At 74.2% G+C, this 19,036-nt stretch carries 16 protein-coding genes; 4 read left to right on the top strand and 12 right to left on the bottom strand.

Features of this window, described 5'->3' with window-relative positions; translation table 11 throughout:
• Window positions 1-66 precede the first annotated feature (66 nt).
• From ACYVID_RS10365 to ACYVID_RS10340, 6 genes are all read right to left on the bottom strand, one after another.
• Entirely contained in the window at window positions 67-3,660 is a 3,594-nt protein-coding gene (locus ACYVID_RS10365; RefSeq protein ID WP_460736706.1) for a (Fe-S)-binding protein, read from the bottom strand.
• 132 nt (window positions 3,661-3,792) lie between these two features.
• Window positions 3,793-6,291: a hypothetical protein gene (locus ACYVID_RS10360; protein WP_460736704.1), complete on the bottom strand. Its 2,499-nt coding sequence runs from the start codon at window positions 6,289-6,291 to the stop codon at window positions 3,793-3,795.
• Window positions 6,292-6,421: 130 nt separating this feature from the next.
• Window positions 6,422-7,351 carry a DMT family transporter gene (locus tag ACYVID_RS10355; protein WP_460736702.1) on the bottom strand — a complete coding sequence of 310 codons (930 nt, stop codon included), beginning with the start codon at window positions 7,349-7,351 and terminating at the stop codon, window positions 6,422-6,424.
• 161 nt (window positions 7,352-7,512) lie between these two features.
• Complete coding sequence (locus ACYVID_RS10350; RefSeq protein ID WP_460736700.1) at window positions 7,513-8,298, bottom strand: IclR family transcriptional regulator; 786 nt, start codon at window positions 8,296-8,298, stop codon at window positions 7,513-7,515.
• Window positions 8,299-8,343: 45 nt separating this feature from the next.
• Window positions 8,344-8,685, bottom strand: coding sequence for a hypothetical protein (locus ACYVID_RS10345; protein WP_300645735.1), 342 nt, complete (start codon window positions 8,683-8,685; stop codon window positions 8,344-8,346).
• A gap of 109 nt (window positions 8,686-8,794) precedes the next feature.
• Window positions 8,795-10,012, bottom strand: a complete 1,218-nt coding sequence (locus ACYVID_RS10340) for an MFS transporter (RefSeq protein WP_460736698.1) — start codon at window positions 10,010-10,012, stop codon at window positions 8,795-8,797.
• A gap of 163 nt (window positions 10,013-10,175) precedes the next feature.
• Between ACYVID_RS10340 and hutH the strand changes: the two genes are divergently transcribed.
• Together hutH and hutU are read left to right on the top strand one after the other, a co-directional pair.
• Window positions 10,176-11,762 (top strand): histidine ammonia-lyase, encoded by a 1,587-nt coding sequence (gene hutH, locus ACYVID_RS10335; RefSeq protein ID WP_460736696.1) that lies wholly within the window; start codon window positions 10,176-10,178, stop codon window positions 11,760-11,762.
• Window positions 11,759-13,432, top strand: coding sequence for a urocanate hydratase (gene hutU, locus ACYVID_RS10330; protein ID WP_460736694.1), 1,674 nt, complete (start codon window positions 11,759-11,761; stop codon window positions 13,430-13,432). Before hutH ends, hutU begins: the two co-directional genes overlap by 4 nt.
• Window positions 13,433-13,551: 119 nt before the next feature.
• Here hutU and dtd read toward each other — a convergent pair whose 3' ends face one another.
• Window positions 13,552-13,983 (bottom strand): D-aminoacyl-tRNA deacylase, encoded by a 432-nt coding sequence (gene dtd, locus ACYVID_RS10325; protein ID WP_460736692.1) that lies wholly within the window; start codon window positions 13,981-13,983, stop codon window positions 13,552-13,554.
• 83 nt (window positions 13,984-14,066) lie between these two features.
• Window positions 14,067-14,210: a hypothetical protein gene (locus tag ACYVID_RS10320; protein WP_460736690.1), complete on the bottom strand. Its 144-nt coding sequence runs from the start codon at window positions 14,208-14,210 to the stop codon at window positions 14,067-14,069.
• A gap of 100 nt (window positions 14,211-14,310) precedes the next feature.
• Between ACYVID_RS10320 and ACYVID_RS10315 the strand changes: the two genes are divergently transcribed.
• Complete coding sequence (locus tag ACYVID_RS10315) at window positions 14,311-14,718, top strand: MmcQ/YjbR family DNA-binding protein (protein ID WP_460736687.1); 408 nt, start codon at window positions 14,311-14,313, stop codon at window positions 14,716-14,718.
• On the opposite strand, the gene ACYVID_RS10310 is transcribed toward ACYVID_RS10315, so the two are convergent.
• Together ACYVID_RS10310 and ACYVID_RS10305 are read right to left on the bottom strand one after the other, a co-directional pair.
• Entirely contained in the window at window positions 14,661-15,980 is a 1,320-nt protein-coding gene (locus ACYVID_RS10310) for a cytochrome P450 (protein WP_460736685.1), read from the bottom strand. The two genes, ACYVID_RS10315 and ACYVID_RS10310, sit on opposite strands and share 58 nt — an antisense overlap.
• A 7-nt stretch (window positions 15,981-15,987) precedes the next feature.
• Window positions 15,988-16,794: an SDR family NAD(P)-dependent oxidoreductase gene (locus tag ACYVID_RS10305; protein WP_460736683.1), complete on the bottom strand. Its 807-nt coding sequence runs from the start codon at window positions 16,792-16,794 to the stop codon at window positions 15,988-15,990.
• 79 nt (window positions 16,795-16,873) lie between these two features.
• On the opposite strand from ACYVID_RS10305, the gene ACYVID_RS10300 reads away from it, so the two are divergent.
• Window positions 16,874-18,364, top strand: coding sequence for a DUF7059 domain-containing protein (locus ACYVID_RS10300; RefSeq protein WP_460736681.1), 1,491 nt, complete (start codon window positions 16,874-16,876; stop codon window positions 18,362-18,364).
• Between the two features lie 15 nt (window positions 18,365-18,379).
• Here ACYVID_RS10300 and ACYVID_RS10295 read toward each other — a convergent pair whose 3' ends face one another.
• The gene (locus ACYVID_RS10295) at window positions 18,380-18,769 is read right to left on the bottom strand and encodes a type II toxin-antitoxin system VapC family toxin (protein WP_460736679.1); all 390 of its coding nucleotides are present in this window, start codon (window positions 18,767-18,769) and stop codon (window positions 18,380-18,382) included.
• Window positions 18,766-19,014, bottom strand: a complete 249-nt coding sequence (locus ACYVID_RS10290) for a type II toxin-antitoxin system VapB family antitoxin (RefSeq protein WP_460736677.1) — start codon at window positions 19,012-19,014, stop codon at window positions 18,766-18,768. Before ACYVID_RS10290 ends, ACYVID_RS10295 begins: the two co-directional genes overlap by 4 nt.
• Between the last annotated feature and the right edge of the window lie 22 nt (window positions 19,015-19,036).

Below are 19,036 nucleotides of genomic sequence, written 5' to 3'. Positions count from 1 at the left end.
CCATAACGACGGAGCCCCGGACCTGGCGGTCCGGGGCTCCGTGGCGTGCTGCTGTGCCGGTGGGACTCAGATGTCGAAGAGGGACTCCACCGACTCGATCTCGACGTCCGTGCGGGGCTGGTGGGCCTCGCCGCTGGAGACCGGCTTCGCCTGCTCCGGGGCCTGCTCCGGGGCCTTCTCCTCGGCAGCCGGCTCCTCGGTGGGCTCCGCCGGGGCGGGCTCCTCCTCGGTCGCCTGCTCCTCGGCGGCTGCCTCGGGCTCGGCCTCGGCCGGCGCCTCGGCGGCTGCAGCCTCGGGGGCAGCCTTGGTCGTCTCCGCGGTCGGCTCGGACGCGGTGTCCGTGCCGTCCTCGGCGAGGTTCTCGGCCGAGACGTCGACCGGGGCTGCGGCGGTCGCCGCGGCGGGGGTCGAGCTGGACGGGGCGGTCGCCTTAGGGGGTGCCGGGACGTTCTCCGGCGCCGCGATGTCGAAGAGCGAGCCGCCGGCGTTGAGGTCCACCGCGGGGGCGGCGGGCGTCGGCTCGGCCGGAGCAGCCTCGGTCTTCGCCTCGGGCTCGGGCGCCTTCTTCTCCGCCGGGGCGGGGGTCTCGGCCTCGGGCTCGGGTGCCTTCTCCTCGGCAGGAGCCGGGGTCTGGGCCTCGGTGGGCTCGGCCTTCGCCGTCGGGGTGGGCTCCTCGGCGACGATGTCGAAGAGGGAGCCGCCGCTGGAGAGGTCGACGTCCTGGGCGGGGGCCGGGTCGGCCGCGGGGGCCTCAGCCTTCGCCGCCGGCTCGGACGGCTTCGGGGCCTCGGCCTTCGGGGCCTCCTCCGCCGGGGCCTCCTGAGCCGGGGACTCCTTGGCAGCCGCCGGCTCCTCGGCCTGCAGGTCGAAGAGCGACCCGCCCGAGCCGAGGTCCGCGGACGGCTCGGCAGCGGCCTGCTTCGCAGCCGGCTCCGCCTTCGCCTCGGCCGGCTCGGCCTTGGCCGGCTCAGCCTTCGCCTCGGCGGCCTTGTCGCCCGCGTCCGAGTCGCCGCCCAGGTCGAAGAGCGAGCCGCCGGAGGAGGCGGCCTCCTTCGGGGTGGCCTTGGCGGCCTCGGCCTCCTCGGCCGGGGACTTCTCGGGCGACGCCGTGGCGGACGTGGCGGTGGTGCCCGATTCGTCGTCGAACATCGACGAGGCGTCGTCGAAGAGCGAGGAGCCGCCGGAGGCCTTGGCGGCCGGACCGGCGTCCTGGGTCTCGGTGACGGTGTCCTCGGTGATGGTCACGTCGCCGGCCTCGGGCTCTGCCTTCGTGGCCACGTCGGTCGCGGTGCCGCCGGAGCCCGACCCCTCGGAGTCGTCCGCGGAGCCCGCGGCCTTCTTGGCGGCCGGGGCCGTCGTACCGGCTGCGGCGCCGGCGCCGGGGAGCAGCTTGGTGGCCTGCTCGCCCTTGACCGAGGCCAGCAGCATCTGCGCGACGTCGAGGATCTCGACCTCCTCGCGCGCCTCGCCCTTCGACTGCTTCATGGTCAGGCCGTCGGACAGCATGACGCGGCAGAAGGGGCAGCCCACGGCGATCTGGTCGGCACCGGTGCCGACCGCCTCGTTCGTGCGGTTCATGTTGATCCGCTCGCCGTAGTTCTCCTCCATCCACATGCGCGCGCCACCGGCGCCGCAGCAGAAGGACTTCTCGCTGTGGCGCTCCATCTCGACGTACTCCGCGCCGGGCAGGACCTGGAGCAGCTCGCGCGGGGGCGAGTAGACGCCGTTGTGGCGACCGATGTAGCAGGGGTCGTGGTAGGTGATCGAGCGCTTGTGGGCGCCGGGTCCGGCCGAGACCGGGGTCAGCTTGCCCTCGCGCACCAGCCGGTTGAGCAGCTGGGTGTGGTGCACGACCTCGAGCTCGACGCCGAACTCCTTGTACTCGTTCTTGAGCGTGTTGAAGCAGTGCGCGCAGGTCGAGACGACCTTCTTGACGCGGTACTCCTTGAAGTTCTCGACGTTCTGCTGGGCCAGGCCCTGGAACACGAACTCGTTGCCGGCGCGGCGGGCCGGGTCACCGGTGCAGGTCTCGCCGTTGCCGAGGACGCCGAAGGAGACGCCCGCCATGTCGAGCAGCTCGGCCACGGCGCGGGTGGTCTTCTTCGCGCGGTCCTCGTAGGCGCCGGCGCAGCCGACCCAGAACAGCCAGTCCACCTCGTCGAGGTTCGAGATGTCCTCGCCGACGACCTTGACCTCGAACGGCAGGTCCTTGGCCCAGTCCATCCGGGCCGAGGACGACATGTTCCACGGGTTGCCCTTGTTCTCCAGGCCCTTGAAGAGGCCGTTGAGCTCGGCCGGGAAGTTCGACTCCACCAGGACCTGGTGGCGACGCATGTCCATGATGTGGTCGACGTGCTCGATGTCGACGGGGCACTGCTGGACGCAGGCGCCGCAGGAGGTGCAGTTCCACAGCACGTCGGGGTCGATGACCGCCGCGCCGTTGCTGGGGTTGTAGAACCACTCGCCGTCCTCGAGGCCGTCCATCCGGCCGCCGGTCTCGCCGACCAGCGGCTTCTCGACCTCGGTCGCCAGGGCGGTGTCGCCGGCGAGCATCGCCTCGCGCTGCGCCTCGTCGGCCCGCAGGTAGGGGGCCTTGGCGTAGGCGTGGTCGCGCATCGCGGTGATGAGCAGCTTGGGCGACAGCGGCTTGTCGGTGTTCCACGCGGGGCACTGCGACTGGCAGCGACCGCACTCGGTGCAGGTGGAGAAGTCGAGGATGCCCTTCCAGGAGAAGTCCTCGAGGGTGCCGACGCCGAGCGTGGAGTCCTCGTCGAGGTCGTCGATGTCGTCGAGCGTGACCGGCTTGCCGTTGTTCATCAGCGGCTTCATGCCGCCCAGCGCGGTGGTGGCGCCGTCGGTGTCGCGGCCGACCGACTCGCGCTTGAAGAAGATGTTGAACCAGGCGGTGAAGCGGTGCCAGGCGATGCCCATGGTCAGGTTCGAGGAGATGACCATCAGCCAGATCATCGCCAGGACGACCTTGATCATCGCGATGACGACGATGGTGTTCTCGAGCGCCGACTCGTTGCCCTCGACGCCGGCGGGGAACAGGAAGTCCCCGACGAACCCGGAGATCGGGAAGTGGAAGCGGGTGAAGTCCTCGGGGTGGTCGCTGTCGATCTGGCCGAGGTTGTACTCCGCGCCGCGGATGAAGAGGATCGCCGCGCTCTCGACGAGCACGAAGGCCTCGACGAAGTAGGCCTGCCACTGGGTGGAGCCGTAGAACCGGCTCTTGCGGCCCTTGTCGCGCGGGTGGTTGAGCTGGCGCACGATGATCAGCGCGATGATGCCGAGCGTGCCCAGGAGGCCCAGCCCCTCGCTGACCCACTCGAAGAGGAAGAAGTGGCCGAGGATCGGCAGCGCGAAGTCGGGCTTGAAGAGCTGGACGTAGCCGGTGGCGACCGCCGAGGACAGCACGATGAAGGCCAGGTAGACGAACCAGTGCATGGCCCCGACGAAGCCCCACTGGAGCATCCGCGTGTGGAGGAGCGACTCCTTGAGCAGCGTGACGGTGCGCTTGCCCGGGTTGTCGGTGCGCGACGCCGGCTGTCCGACCCGGACCGTCCCGAGGATCGCCCGCACCGCCCGCGTCGTCATGGCGACGGCGACGGCGGTGAAGGCCAGGGACACCACGATGGCGATGATCTGGATTGCTGGCATTGCTGGGATCTCTCCTCGTCTTCCCACGCCCGCTGGGGGGCTGGCGCTCGCTGGAGCCTAGGGGCGTGGGGGTGCAGCCGTCAGGCCCGTCCGGGGTGAGGATGATCCTACCGGTAGGTAACTTGCGGTGGTTCAGGAGACGCGGACGAGCCGGCCCTTCCCGTTGAACACCGCGGTCATCTCGACCTTGGAGCCGCCGGCGCCCCGGGCGCAGAACCCGAACTCCCGGCCCAGGCGCGTGTAGGGCTGGCCCACGGCCTTCATCACCTGCGTGGTGCTCATGCCCGGGCGCAGCTTCTGGCGGACCGTGGCGACGGGCAGCCGGTTGCCCGGGTTGCGGCAGGAGTCCGGGGCGATGCCGTAGGCGCGCTCCCACGTCTGCAGGTACGCCTCGGCGCCGCGGGCCATGTCGTCGAGGATCTTCTTCCCGTCGCCGCGCTCGGAGGCCTCGGCGATGAGGGAGAGGTCCTGGATCCAGTCGGGGTAGAGGCCGTACTGCGCGACGCCGTCGACGTTGAGGTCGTAGACCCGCTCACCGGCGACCTGCTGGTCGATGCGTACGCCGTTGAAGCCTCGGAACGGGTAGGTGACCGGGTTCGGGACGTCGGCGCCGCGCGGGCCGCCCTGGGCGCCCAGGCCGTTGATGTCGGCGCCGAAGCCGAAGCCCCAGTAGTAGCGCGGGTCGGCCCAGCCCTGGTGCGTGCGCCACTTGTCGACGAAGCCGCTGCTGTTGCCGGCGTACGCCGTGATGAAGCCGCCGGCCCGGTAGATCCGCGGGTAGGCGTCGGTGGTCGACCAGGAGTGGCTCGACAGCAGCCCGTGGTAGCCCATCTCCTCGATCTGGTCGAGGGCGGCGTTACGGGCCTTCACGCTCATGTGGTCGGGGTCGAAGATCATCTTGCGCTCGGCGAGCTCGTTGATCGTGTACTCGCCGAGGGTCGTGAGGCCGCGGCTGTTGCAGTGCAGCGGCGTGGGGTAGAGCGGCAGGGCCGGCAGGTTCAGCACGCCCGAGACCATCGCGACGGCGCCGAAGAGCGCGTCCTGCTGGCCCGCGGAGATGTCGGGTGCGCCGAGCTGGGTCTTGTCGGCGCTCTCGCCGTCCTCGGGGTCGCAGTGCTGCATGTCCCAGAAGGTGCCGGTCTCCAGGAAGTTGGCGGTGTTGACCGCCACGCCGGTCTCGCCCGCGTCGCCGGCGATGCCGGACAGGGCGTTGTCGAACTTGTTGACCAGCTCCATCTGGCGCACGCCGAGGTCGTGGACCTCGTCCATCTGCTCGGAGATCGCCTCCTCGTCGCAGGCCGGCACGTCGCCGACGCCCGGGACGTTCTTGAACGTGCAGCCGAACGGCACCGAGGTCTCGATCCCGAGGACCACCGCCATCTTGCCGGCGTTGATGACCCGGCGCGCCTCGTAGGGGCTCGTCACGATCCGGTAGAAGCCCTTGCCCGGCCCGCCGAACTGGGCGTCGACGTAGTCCTGGAAGGCGTAGGTCTGCGCGGCCTGCAGGCGGATGGAGTCCATGTCGTCGCAGGAGTTCCGCTTGAGGGGGTAGAGCTGGCACAGCTGGTTGTTCTCGACCAGGAGGTTGACGAACAGCCGCTGACCGCCGCGCCAGGCGCGCTCCATCCAGCGGTAGTAGGTGCCCTCGTGGGCCAGCGAGTTGGGCGCGGGCCAGTCCACGAAGGTCGGCCACCCGACGGGGTCGTGGCCCGGCTCGCCTGACAGCGCGGTCTCGAGGACCGCGCCGTAGCCGCCGGTCAGCGTGTGGTCCTCGCAGTCGACCAGGGCGTACGGCGCACCGAACCGGTCCCAGGGCTTGCCGCAGTGCACCTCGCCGCCGAGGAACTCGAAGGCCATGTGGTGGGTGTGCGCGTCGACGAACCCGCGGACCTCCTGGAACGGGGTGACGCCGGCGTGCGGGTTGCCCGAGACGTTGACCTCGGCCTCGGGGTACGCCGTGCAGCCGCTCGCCTTGCGCGGGGAGAAGGTCGTCGCGCCGTCGATGGCGAGCTCGCCGCCGGCGTTGGCGAAGGCGAACCGGCCGCCGTCCTCGGCGGCGGTCCACACCGCGTCGTCCGAGGGCTCGGCGGCGGTCCCGCCCGGCACGAGCAGCCGGGAGTCGGGGTCCTGGATGAGGTAGCTGCCGAGCTCGGTGGGCTTGAAGTAGAGCGGGGTGCCGCCGGGCACGAGGGTGTAGCAGCCGTTGGCCAGGGCGAAGACCGTGCGCGGGGTCCTCGTGCGGCGCGGGTAGGGCCGGACCGTGCGCAGCCGCGGGTCTGGCAGCGCGCGCTCGCGCTCGACGTAGCTCGTCGCGGCCCGGCGCTCGTCGGCGGTGATCGGGTCCGTGGTCTCCTCGGCGGCCGATCCGGCGCGCGAGAGCGCGTCCATGTCGACGCCCTCGCCGTCCCCGTGGCCGTGGTCGCCGTGGATGTCGCCCTTGATCTCGACCTGGTTGCCGTCCTCGTCGGTCAGCACGAGGCCGCCGCCGCTCTGGGCGCGGTGCAGTGCCTGCAGGCCGACCGTGGGCTGCGGCTCCGCGGTGGGTCCGGCCAGGGCCGGGACGGCCAGGGCGGCGGCGACGACACCCGCGGCGGTCGCGCCGGCGAGCAGGAGACGGGTGCGGCTGGGCATGACGGGACCTCCGGTGAGCACGTCCGCAGAATGTGACACACGTTCAGGTTCGGTGTCCATGGGTTGCTGGAACGTGTTCCACCCGTAGGGGTCTCGTGGCTCGGCGCCGGGGCGCCTCGCCACGAGACCCCTACGGCGGGGGCGGTCCGGCCGCGGGCTCCTCGCGGCCGAGCCCGGCGACGGCCAGGAGCACGAGCGCCGTGCCGACCAGCCCGAGCAGCCCGATCCGCTCGTCGAGCACGAGCGCGGCGACGGCCGCGGCCGTGACCGGCTCGAGGAGGGTGGCGATCGTGGCGGCCGATCCCGAGGAGGTCCGCAGCCCGGCGTACAGCAGGCCGTAGGCCAGCGCCATGGTGACGACGCCGAGGTAGACGAGGAGCGCGACCGCCTGCGGATCGGCGGTCGTGCGCGGACCGTCGACGAGGAGGGCTGCCGGCACCAGCAGCAGCGCACCGACGCCGGTGGTGGCGGTGGTGAGGGCCAGCGGGCCGGTCGAGCGGGCGAGCACCTCGCCCTGCGCGGTGGCGAAGGCGTACGCCGCCCCCGACCCGCACGCGGCCAGCACCCCCAGCAGCGGCTCGGGACCCGTGCCCCCGCCGCCGTGGCCGGCCCCGACCGTGACGAGGACCAGCCCCGCGAGGGCGGCGACGAGGACGAGCGTCCGGCCGCGGCCGGGGAGGCGGCGCCCGCGCACCGCCTCGGCGGCGGTCAGCAGCACCGGCGCCAGGCCGAGGCTGACGACCGTGGCGACCGAGACGCCCACGAGCGTGACGGCCCCGAAGTACAGCGCCTGGTAGGCCGCGGTCGAGGCGCCGACGACGACGGTGCGCCGCGGGTGGGTGCGCAGCAGGTCGCGCAGCACCGGGCCGCCGCGCAGCGCCAGTAGCAGCGCCGCGAGGACGACGCCGGCGAGCACCATCCGCCACGCGCTGATGGTGACGACGTGCATCGGCACCCGCTCGCGCACGAGCTGGACGGCGAGGCCGCCGGTGCCCCACAGGACGCCGGCGAGGGAGATCTGGAGCAGCCCGAGGCGGGCTGCGGTGGAAGGACTGGTCACGGGTGCTCCTGCGGTGCGGTCGAGACGGGCGGGCGTCAGGAGCGCGCGGCACGACCGCCGGCCGGGGAGGCCGACAGGGCGCGGAGGGCTCCGGTCAGGCGACCGGAGGGGGCAGGACCAGGAGGTTCACACGGCCATCGTGGCAGAGGGGCGGCGGAGGGTCAGGTGGTTTCCCGCGGGGCGGGCCGCCCGGCGAGCCGGGCGGTGAGCAGCTGCGCGGTGCGGCGTACGTCGCCGGCCAGCCGGGCGGGGTCCAGCGACCCGGCCTCGTGGTCGGCCACGGCGTAGGTGACCGCGATGCCGGCCGCGGGGTGGCCGGTGTGGTCGAGGACGGCTGCCGCGACGCTGGCCAGGCCCTCGGTGACCTCGCCGTCCTCGGTGGCGTGGCCGCGCTGGCGGGTCTCGGTGAGCAGCGTGCGCAGCGCCGAGGGGGTGCGCGGGCCGCGGCCGGTGCGGTCGACGAAGGCCCCGGCGTCGGGGTAGAGCGCGCGGACCTGGGCGGGCGGGAGGGCGGCGAGCAGTGCGCGGCCGCTGGCGGTGAGGTGGGCGGGGAGCCGGACGCCGACGTCGGTGACCAGCGGCGGTCGGCCCGGGGCGCGCTCCTCGACGACGTACAGCACGTCGCGGCCGTGCAGGACCGCGAGGTGCGCGCTGTGCCCGACCCGGTCGACGAGCTGGGCGAGGGCGCGGCGGCTGAGCCGCTGCAGCGGCTCCTGGCGGGTGTAGCCGCTGCCGACCTCGAAGGCCGCGACGCCGAGGCCGTAGCGCCGCTCCTCGGGCAGGTGCGCGACGAAGCCCTCGGCGACCATGACGCCCAGCAGGTGGTAGGCCGTCGAGCGCGGCAGGTCGCACTCGCGCGCGATCCGCTCCAGCGGCACGGGGCCGGGCTGGGAGGCCAGGAACCGCAGCACCCGCAGGGTGCGAGTGGCCGCGGGCACCTGGCTCATGCGCCCAGGTTCTCATCCGGGGGACGCCCGGGCCGGGTGGTCGACTCAGGCGCGGTGCGCGCGCCCGGGGTCGATCCGGTCGGCCTCGCGCAGCCGGTCCTCCTGGCGTGCCTCCTCCAGCGCCAGGTCGCGCTCGGCCTCGGCGACCCGGTGCTCGGCCTGGTCGGCCTCGGCGCGCAGCACGTCGGCCTCGTCGCGCAGGTTCTCCACGCGGGAGCGCTCGGCGGCGATCGGCTCGTCGTGCCGGACCGCCTGCTGGCGCAGCCGCTGCGCCTCCTGGCGGCGGTGCTCCCGGCGGCGGGTCGCGGCCTTGGACGCCAGCAACGCGACCAGTGCCAGGACCAGCACGGCGACGACGACGATGACGACGATGGTGGTGGTGCTCATCGGATGTCCCTCCCTGGTTCCGTTCCCCTGGGACTGCCCCGGGCGCGCCCGGGACACGCCACCCGCGCGGGTGACACGCGCCCGGGACCACCGCGCGCGGAGCAGGCGCTCAGCGCAGGGCGGACTCGCGGCGGGTCGGGACGAGGGGTGCGGCGAGGAGCGGCAGCAGGGCCGACACGGCGAAGGCGGCGGCGTACCCCACCTCCTCGACGAGGAGCCCGGCGACGGGTGGGACGGCGGAGGCGACGAGGTACTGCGCGGTGTTCTGCGCCCCGAGGGCGCGGCCGGACCAGAACGGGCCCGCGCGCTCGGCGACGGCGGTGAAGGCCAGCCCGTTGTCGGCGACGGTGACGACGGTGGCCAGCACGACGAGGGGTACGGCGACGGCCCAGTCCAGCCCGGCGGCCGCGCCGAGCGCGGCCATGCTCAGGCCGGCGGCGACCGCGACCCAGCGCAGCGGCTGCAGCCGGCTGCCGACCCGGTCGCTCAGCGCGCCGGCGGCGATCCGGCCCAGCGCGCCGGCGACCTGCGCGAGGCCGACGAGCGAGCCGGCCGCGGCCGCCGACCAGCCGCGGTCCTCCACCAGCCACACGAGCGCCAAGGTCCACACGAGGAACTGCGGCACGACCAGGAGGACCGAGACCGCGTGGATCCGGGCGAGGTAGGAGTCCTGGCGGTAGGGGTTCGGGGCGTCGCCCTCGACCCGGGCCGGGCGCGGCGGGTCGACGACGACGAGCACCACCACGACCGCGCCCACGAGTGCCGCGAGCGCGGGGACGAGCAGCGCCTGGGCGATGCCTTGCTGCTCGGCGGTGACGGCGATGGAGACAGCCGCGACGCCCACGCCGACCGGCTGCGCCATCTGACGGATGCCCATCGCCAGCCCGCGGCGGTGCGGCGGGAACCAGCCGACGACGACCCGGCCGCTGGCGGCGGCGGTGCTCGAGGCGGCCGCGCCGGCCAGGACGAGCACGAGGCCGAGGGTGACCGGGTCCTGCGAGCGGGCGGCCAGGAGGGCCAGGCCGCCGGCGGCCGCGGTGGTGAGCAGCCCGGTGACCAGGACCAGCCGCTCGCCGCGACGGTCGGTCACCAGGCCCCACGCGACCAGGGCCAGCACGACGCCGAGCGTGGGGGCGGCCGCCACGAGGCCGGCCTCGGCCAGGCTCAGCCCCAGCTGGTCGCGCAGGCTCGGGATGAGGAACGCCGGGCCGTGGATCGTGACCGCCGCCGCGGCCTGCGCCAGCGTGGAGGCGCCCAGCATCGCCCAGCGCCGGGTGGCGCTCGGTTCGAGCTGCGGCCTCGGGGCGGTCGTGGTCACCCGGCCCATCGAACCCGCTCGCTCCTCGCGGGCACGCCCGCGTCTCGCCGTACGCGCTGTGACATTTCCCGCCCCGGCGGTCAGGAATGCCCCGGCGTGGAGTCTCGGATGCGAGACAGGACCCGCGTCGGAGCGCTGGTGGCGGGGCGCAGGCAGGCGTGTCATGGGAGCCATGAGCCTCTCCGAGTCGTACGCCGCCGGGCGGGTCGTCCCGTCCACCGTCGAGGTGGGTGTCGGACCCGTCAGCCCGCACGAGCTGGTGGCCGTCGCGCGTGAGGGCGCGGGGGTGCGGCTGGGGGAGGACGCCCTGGCGGCGATCGACCGTGCCCGCGCGGTGGTGGAGCGGCTCGCGGCGGCCGACACCCCGGCGTACGGCGTCTCGACGGGGTTCGGGGCGCTGGCCACCCGGCACATCCCGACCGAGATGCGCGCCCGGCTGCAGCGCTCGCTGGTGCGCTCGCACGCCGCCGGCTCGGGCCCGGAGGTCGAGCGGGAGGTGGTGCGCGCGCTCATGCTGCTGCGGCTCTCCACGCTGGCCACCGGCCGTACGGGCGTGCGGCGCGAGACCGCGCAGCTGCTGGCCGACCTGCTGGACCACGGCATCACCCCGGTCGTGCGCGAGCACGGCTCGCTCGGCTGCTCCGGCGACCTGGCGCCGCTGTCCCACTGCGCGCTGGCGCTGATCGGGGAGGGCGAGGTGCGCGACGCCACCGGCGCGTTGGTGCCCGCCGCGCAGGCGCTGGCCGCCGCCGGTCTGGCGCCGGTCGAGCTGGCCGCGAAGGAGGGCCTGGCCCTCATCAACGGCACCGACGGGATGCTCGGGATGCTGCTGCTCGCCCTGCACGACCTCGGGGTGCTGCTGCGCACCGCCGACATCGCCGCGGCCATGTCGGTCGAGGGGCTGCTCGGCACCGACCGGGTCTTCGCGCCGGAGCTCCAGGCGATCCGCCCGCACCCCGGTCAGGCAGCCTCGGCGGCCAATCTGGTGCGGCTGCTGGCGGGCTCGGGCGTGGTCGCCAGTCACCGCGGCCCGGACTGCAACCGGGTCCAGGACGCCTACTCGCTGCGCTGCGCGCCCCAGGTGCACGGCGCCGCCCGCGACACCCTCGACCACGCGGCCCGGGTCGCGTCGTGGGAGCTCGCCTCGGCGGTCGACAACCCGGTCGTCGTGGAGGACCGGGTCGAGTCCAACGGCAACTTCCACGGCGCCCCGGTCGCCTACGTGCTCGACTTCCTCGCGATCCCGGTCGCGGACGTGGCCTCGATGAGCGAGCGGCGTACCGACCGGTTCCTCGACAAGGCCCGCAACCAGGGGCTGCCGCCGTTCCTCGCCGACGACCCGGGCGTGGACAGCGGGCTGATGATCGCGCAGTACACCCAGGCCGCCGTCGTCTCCGACCTCAAGCGGCTGGCGGCCCCGGCCAGCGTCGACTCCATCCCCTCCTCGGCCATGCAGGAGGACCACGTCTCGATGGGGTGGGGTGCGGCCCGCAAGCTGCGCCGCTCCGTCGACGGCCTCGCGCGCGTCGTCGCGATCGAGGTCATGACGGCCGCGCGCGCGCTCGACCTGCGGGCTGCGGCCCTCGACGTGCAGCCCTCGCCCGCCACCGCCGCCGTCGTCGCCCTCCTGCGCTCCTCCGGCGTGGAGGGCCCCGGCCCCGACCGCCACCTGTCCCCCGAGATCGAGGCCTGCGTCGACCTCGTGTCCTCCGGCGCGGTGCTCGCCGCCGCCGAGTCCCAGATCGGAGACCTCGCATGACCGAGACGAACCCCCGCCTGCCCATCCATGCCGCCACCGGCGCCGGCCTCACCGCGCGCTCGTGGCAGACCGAGGCGCCGCTGCGGATGCTGATGAACAACCTCGACCCCGAGGTGGCCGAGGACCCCGACCACCTCGTCGTGTACGGCGGCACCGGCCGCGCGGCGCGGTCGTGGGCGGCGTACGACGCGATCGTCGCCTCGCTCACCGACCTCGCCGACGACGAGACGCTCCTCGTGCAGTCGGGCAAGCCCGTCGCCGTCATGCGCACCCACGCGTGGGCGCCGCGGGTGCTCATCGCCAACTCCAACCTGGTCGGCGACTGGGCGAGCTGGGAGGAGTTCCGCCGGCTCGAGGACCTCGGCCTGACGATGTACGGCCAGATGACCGCCGGGTCGTGGATCTACATCGGCACCCAGGGGATCCTCCAGGGCACCTACGAGACCTTCGCCGCGGTGGCGGACCTCCGGTTCGGGGGGACGCTGGCCGGCACGATCACGGTCACCGCGGGCCTGGGCGGCATGGGCGGTGCGCAGCCGCTGGCGGTGACGATGAACGACGGCGTCGCGATCTGCATCGAGTGCGACGACGCGCGCATCCAGCGCCGGATCGACCACCGCTACCTCGACGCGCGCGCCTCGTCGCTGGAGGAGGCGGTGTCGATGGCGATCGGGGCTCGGGACGAGCGGCGGGCGCTGTCGATCGGCGTGCTGGGCAACGCCGCCGAGCTGCTCCCGCGGCTGCTGGAGATGGACGCGCCGATCGACGTGGTCACCGACCAGACCTCCGCGCACGACCCGCTGGCCTACCTGCCGGTCGGCACCCGGTTCGAGGACTGGGAGCGCGAGCGCACCGAGGACCCGGTCGGCTTCACCAAGCGGGCTCGGGAGTCGATGGCCGCGCACGTGCGGGCGATGGTCGACTTCCAGGACCGCGGCGCCGAGGTCTTCGACTACGGCAACTCGATCCGCGACGAGGCGCGCAAGGGTGGCTACGACCGCGCCTTCGACTTCCCGGGCTTCGTGCCGGCCTACATCCGCCCGCAGTTCTGCGAGGGCCGCGGCCCCTTCCGGTGGGCGGCGCTCTCCGGCGACCCGGCCGACATCGCGGCGACCGACCGGGCGGTCCTCGAGCTCTTCCCCGAGGACGAGCGGCTGCGCCGCTGGATCACCATGGCCGGCGAACGCGTGCACTTCCAGGGGCTCCCGGCGCGCATCTGCTGGCTGGGGTACGGCGAGCGCGCCCGCGCCGGGGCGAGGTTCAACGAGATGGTCGCCTCCGGAGAGCTCAAGGCCCCGGTCGTGATCGGGCGCGACCACCTCGACTGCGGGTCGGTCGCCTCGCCGTACCGCGAGACCGAGGCGATGCTCGACGGCTCCGACGCGATCGCGGACTGGGCGCTGCTCAACGCGCTGGTCAACACCGCCTCCGGCGCGACCTGGGTCTCGATCCACCACGGTGGCGGTGTTGGGATCGGCCGCTCGATCCACGCCGGCCAGGTGGTCGTCGCCGACGGCACGGCGCTGGCGGCGGAGAAGATCGAGCGGGTGCTCACCAACGACCCGGGCATGGGCGTCGTGCGGCACGTGGACGCAGGCTACGACCGGGCCGACGAGGTCGCCCGGGAGCGGGGCGTGCGGGTGCCGATGCCCTTCCGCTCGCTGGGCTGAGCCTGGCGGGACGTCATACGTCGTGCGGAAGGGGACCTCCCGTCCGTATGACGTCCCGAGGGGGCGGGGACGTCATGCGCTCTGTGCCAGCGGACGTCCCGCCCGTATGACGTCCGCTCTCAGCGGGGCGAGTCGAGGACCATCGTGATCGGTCCGTCGTTGACCGAGGCGACCTGCATGTCCGCGCCGAAGACGCCGCGCTCCACGCGGGCACCGAGCCGCTCGAGCTCGGCGGCGACGGCGTCGTACAACGTCTCGGAGACCGGGCCGGGGGCGGCGGCCTGCCAGGTGGGGCGGCGGCCCTTGCGGGCGTCGCCGTAGAGCGTGAACTGGCTGACGAGCAGGACCGGCGCCCCGACGTCGGAGGCGGAGCGCTCGTCGCGCAGCAGCCGCAGCTCCCAGATCTTGCGGGCGGTCCAGGTGACGTCGGCGGGGCCGTCGTCGTGGGTGACACCGAGGTAGACGAGGAGTCCGGGACCCTCGGTGCGGCCGACGACCGTGCCGTCGACGGTGACGCTGGCGGACAGGGTGCGCTGGACGACCGCTCGCATGCGGCTCATCCTGCCCGGGACCCGACCCCATCCGGGTCCCGGGGCAGTGGGCCGGTCGTGGACCGGTCGAGGCGTGGTGGGTCCTAGAAGACCCTGCGGGTGCTGCCGCCGATCGGCACGAGGTTCAGCACCAGGCCGACGACGAGCAGGATCGCGCCGATGGTGGTCAGGATCGGGATCGAGGCCACGAGGCCGATGATCAGCAGGACCAGTCCGAGGACGATCATGGGGTTTCCTCCCTTGCAGTGCCCGCCCGGGATGGGCGAGCGTTAGAGGAACGGATGCCCGCCGGGGGACCCGCACAACCCGCCCGAGGGGGTGAGGGCCGTGGCCCACCCGCAGATGTTCGACGACGACGACCCGGTGCTCGCCCGGCTGGGCGGGCTCGCGCTCGACCTGCCCGGTGCCGCGCGGAAGGTCTCGCACGGTCGTCCCGCGTTCTTCACCACCAAGGTCTTCGCTTACTACGGCGGCTCGCAGCGGGTGGACGGCGAGTGGGTCGCCCACGACCACGCCGTCCTGGTGCTGCCCGACGAGACCGACCGGCCGGGGCTGCTCGAGGACCCGCGGGTCTGGGTGCCGGCCTACCTCGGGCCCTCCGGCTGGCTCGGGGTCGACCTCGGTCCCGACCCTGCGGCCGTGGACTGGGCCGAGGTCGGCGAGCTGCTCGACGCCTCCTACCGGCTGACCGCGCCGGCCCGGCTGGTCGCCGCGCTCGAGGGCCGCGCCCGGTAGCGCACCTCGCACGGCCCGTCCGCGCGCGCCACCCCGCCGATCTGCGCGGGGACCGGTCGCGGTCGCGCGGACCAGCCCGGCTCCACGTCGTACGACGTCAGCAGGCGGGTGGCCGCAGCGCTCATCGCCGCGAGCGAGAACGGCTGGGCGGGGCAGGTGTGCCGGCCGTGCCCGAAGGCCGTCACCAGCCGCGGGCTGCCGAGCCCCGCGGTGTCGGTGAACCGGTGCCGGTCCCACCGGTCGGGGTCCCAGGTGTCGTGGCCGAGCGCGGGGTCGAGGTTGGTGAGCGGCAGCAGGGTCGCGATCGTCACCCCCCTCTCCACCTCGTACGACGTCGGGCCGGTGTCGAGGGTGAGCGGCTGCAGCACGTGGCGCGCCATGATCGACCGCTGCGCGAGCCGGGTCGACTCCAGGGCGCACCGGGCGGCGTACCCCTCCTCCGCGGACCGGACCCGGTCCAGCGCCTCCGGGTGCGCGAGCACGTCGACCAGCACCCACCCGAGGGCGGCGTTGAGGTTGGACATGGAGGCGACGTGCACGAGCACGACGTCGAGGGCGGCGCCCCGGCGGGCGGCCCCGGGCGGCTCGTCGGCCCACGCGGTGGCGATGCGACCGAGCAGCCCGTGGGCCCCGGGGTCCGCTGCGGCCGCGTCGACGGCCGGGCCGAGCCGGTCCAGCACGCGCTCCAGGGCGGCCCGCTCCTCGGCGTACCCGCTCTCGGCGACGGCGCGCATCGTGTCGGGGTGGACGAAGGAGGCGGCGCCGTCGAGCAGGTCGAGGTCGGCGGCCAGGGCGTCGAAGGTGGGGCCGACGGCGGAGCCGGGGCCGCCCCAGGAGGCGAGCCCCATCCGATGCCCGAGCCGGCGGGTGAGGGCGAAGAGGTCGACGGACCCGGCGTCGCCCAGGGCCGCGACCTCGGCGTCGAGGGCGAGGTCGAGGGCGGCGAGGGAGGTCGCGACGTCGTCCTTGCGGAAGAGGTCGCCGGGCAGGGTGCGGCGGCCGTCGAAGACCTCGTCGGGCAGCTTGCGCCGCAGCATGAGGTAGTCGGCGACGCCCTTGCTGGCGACGTCCTCGGGCAGGGCGTAGAAGGAGTCCACGCCGGTGGGGGAGAAGCAGAAGAGGTAGGTGTCGCCGCCGGAGACGGCGGCGAAGGTGTCGCCGTGCTCGGCGCGGGCGGCGGCCACCGCGGCCACGGCGTCGTCGACCGGTGCGTCCCAGGGCAGCGCCAGGTCGGCGACGGGTGGGGTCGGGCGGATCCTCACCTCAGGCTCACTTCAGGCCCGGGTGGCTCTTGGCGAGCACCGGCAGCAGCAGCGTCCGCGGCGTGACCTGCGAGACGGCCGCCGCGACCCGGTTGGCCCGGCCCGGGATGACCACGAGCCGGCCCTTGGCCAGCCCCGCCACGGCGTCCCGGGCGACCTGCTCGGCGGAGACCCACATGACCGCGGGCAGCGCGGCCTCGGCGTCCTCCTTGCTGAAGCCCGCGCGCTCGCCGAAGCCGGTGTGGACCGGCCCCGGGCACAGCGTCGTGGCGGTGACCCCCGTGCCGCGCAGCTCGCCGGCCAGGGACTGGGTGTAGGACAGCACGAACGCCTTGCCGGCGCCGTACCCCGCCTGGCCGGGCAGGGGCTGGAACGCCGCGGTCGAGGCGACGTTGAGGACGGCGCCCCGACCCCGCGAGACCATGCCGGGCAGCAGCCGGGCGCACAGGTCGACCACGGCCATCACGTCGACCTCGACCATGTGCATCTCGGCCTCGGGATCGGCGGCGTGCACCGGCCCGAGGGTGGAGAACCCGGCGTTGTTGACCAGCACCTCCACGGTGCGGTCGGCGGCCAGCAGCGCGTCGGCCAGGGCGGCCCGGTCCGCGCGGGAGCCGAGGTCGCAGGGGAGCACCGAGGCACCCGCGTGGCCCTCCAGCTCCGCGGCGAGCGCCTCGAGCTTGTCGACCGAGCGGGCGACGAGGGTGACGTGGTGGCCGCGGCGTGCCAGCTCGCGGGCGATCTCGGCACCGATGCCCGAGGAGGCGCCGGTGACGACGGCGGTGCGGTCGCCCGCGGGGGAGGGGAGGGACATGCGCGGGATGCTCCCAGGTTTCACCCGTGGCGCCGAGACCCCCGAGGGCACCCGACCAGCTGCTCCTAGGCTCGAGCCCGTGAGCCTGCCCCACGACCTCCCCCACCAGCTGCGGGGCGCCCTCGTCGCCGCCGACTTCACCTACGACGCCGTCGCCGAGCTGCTCGGCCCGCTGGCGCACGACGCGCTGGCCCGTAACGAGACGGTGCCGGGGCTGCGGCGCACCCGCGACGGCAGCCCGCTGTCCACGCTGGTGCGGCTCTTCCTGCTGCAGGTGCCGGTCGCGGCCTCCGCCGCCGAGTCCGCGCTGCCGGGACTGGTCGACCGGCTGGCCGCGGAGGGCCTGCTCGAGCAGAGCGTCGGGGAGGTCGCGGCCCGCCTCGACGTGCGCCCGTACGCCACCGACGACCAGCACCTGTGGGTCGTCTCCGACCTGACGCCGGGCCTGGACGGCGCCCCGCAGCGGGTCGGCCCCGACCACGTGCTCGGCATCAGCCCTGCCTCGACCTCGCTGGCGCAGCTGACGATCCGCGAGCCGGTCGGCCGCGCGCTGGACCTCGGCACCGGCTGCGGCGTGCAGGCCCTGCACCTGGCCCGCCACGCCGGGACCGTCGTCGCCACCGACGTCAACGCCCGCGCCCTGCGGCTGACCCGGTTCAACGCCGCCCTCAACGACCTCGAGGACCGGATCGACGTGCGCGACGGCTCCTTCTTCGAGCCGGTGCGCGGGGAGCGCTTCGACCTGATCGCGACCAACCCGCCGTTCGTGATCTCCCCGGCCACGGGTGAGCGGCTGGTCTACCGCGACTCGGGGCTGCCCGGCGACCGGGTCGTGGAGGACATCGTGCGGGCCGCCCCCGGCCACCTGAACCCCGGCGGCTGGTGCCAGGTGCTGGCCAACTGGGTCATCGCCCGCGACACGCCGTGGGACGAGCGGCTCGCGGGCTGGCTCTCCGACGACGTGGACGCGCTCGTGGTGCAGCGCGAGGTGCTCGACCCGGCGGCGTACGTCGAGCTGTGGCTCAAGGACGCCGGCCACCACCCCTCGACGGGCACGGTCGGGATGGAGGAGTACCACCAGCGCTACGACACCTGGCTGGCGTGGTTCGACGAGCAGGCGATCGAGGCGGTCGGCTTCGGGTGGATCCACCTGCACCGGCGTACCGGCTCCGAGGCGGGCGCCCCCGCCCGCGAGCTGCTGTCGTGGCCGTACGACGTCGAGCAGCCGATCGCCCCCGCCGTGGCCGCGTGGGGCCGGGCGGTCCACGTCGACGCCGGTCCGTCCGCGCGGCTGGTGCTGCGCCCCGACGTGCGCCAGGAGACCGTCGGCCCGGTCGGCGCCGAGGACCCCGAGACGATCGTGCTGCGCCAGCAGACGGGCCTGCGCCGCGCCCGCACCGCCGACACGGTGGTGGCCGGGCTGGCCGGCGCCTGCGACGGGGAGCTGACGGTCGGGCAGATCCTCGACGCGCTCGCGCAGATCCTCGACCTCGACCCCGCCGCCACCCGGGAGGACTACCTGCCGGTGGTCGCCGAGCTGGTGCGCGAGGGGTTCCTCGTCGAGGGCTGATCGATCGAGGGCTGATCAGGCAGGCAGTGCCGGCACGACGTCGGTGTGGGTGAAGTCGTCTCCGACGTACAGCAGCGGTGCGCCCGTCACCCTCGCCAGCGCATAGGAGTAGGTGTCGCCGAGGTTGAGGCGCGCAGGAGAGCCCGACCCCTTGCCGAAGCGTCGGTACGCCTCCGCAGCCACCTCGCTGTGCTCCTGGGTGAAGGGCACGGTCTCGATGTCCAGCTCAGCAATCAGCGGCTCCGCCCCGAGTGCCAGTCTGCGATGGGCCACGACGGCCGTCTCGACCCGGGTGGGCGCCGACATCCGGGCTCGGCCCTCACACGTCAGGATCGCGTGGGCCAGCTCGGCCGCCGTGGGCTCGCCGAGGAGGATCGCCATCACGGCGGAGGTGTCGACGATCACCGCGGCAGTCCCCACTCGTCGTACAGGTCGTCATCGGTGAGGAAGGGCTCGTCGCTCGACTCGCGGATCGCGCGGGCCAGCTCCATGATCTCCTCGACGCTGGCCCTGCGCCGAGGAACCGGCTCGCGCTCCACCGCTTCGGCCAGGGCTGCCCGCACGGCTGCGGTCATCGACGTGCCCCGCCGCTGCGCCAGCTCGCGCGCGAGGCGGTAGACCTCGGGGTCCTTGAGGTTCAACGTGGGCACTCCTCCAGCGTACGGCGGGTTC

The sequence above is a fragment of the Nocardioides ginkgobilobae genome (assembly GCF_054781275.1).
The sequence above is the reverse complement of the archived record's forward strand: the minus strand, read 5'-3'. Positions and strand labels throughout refer to the sequence as shown.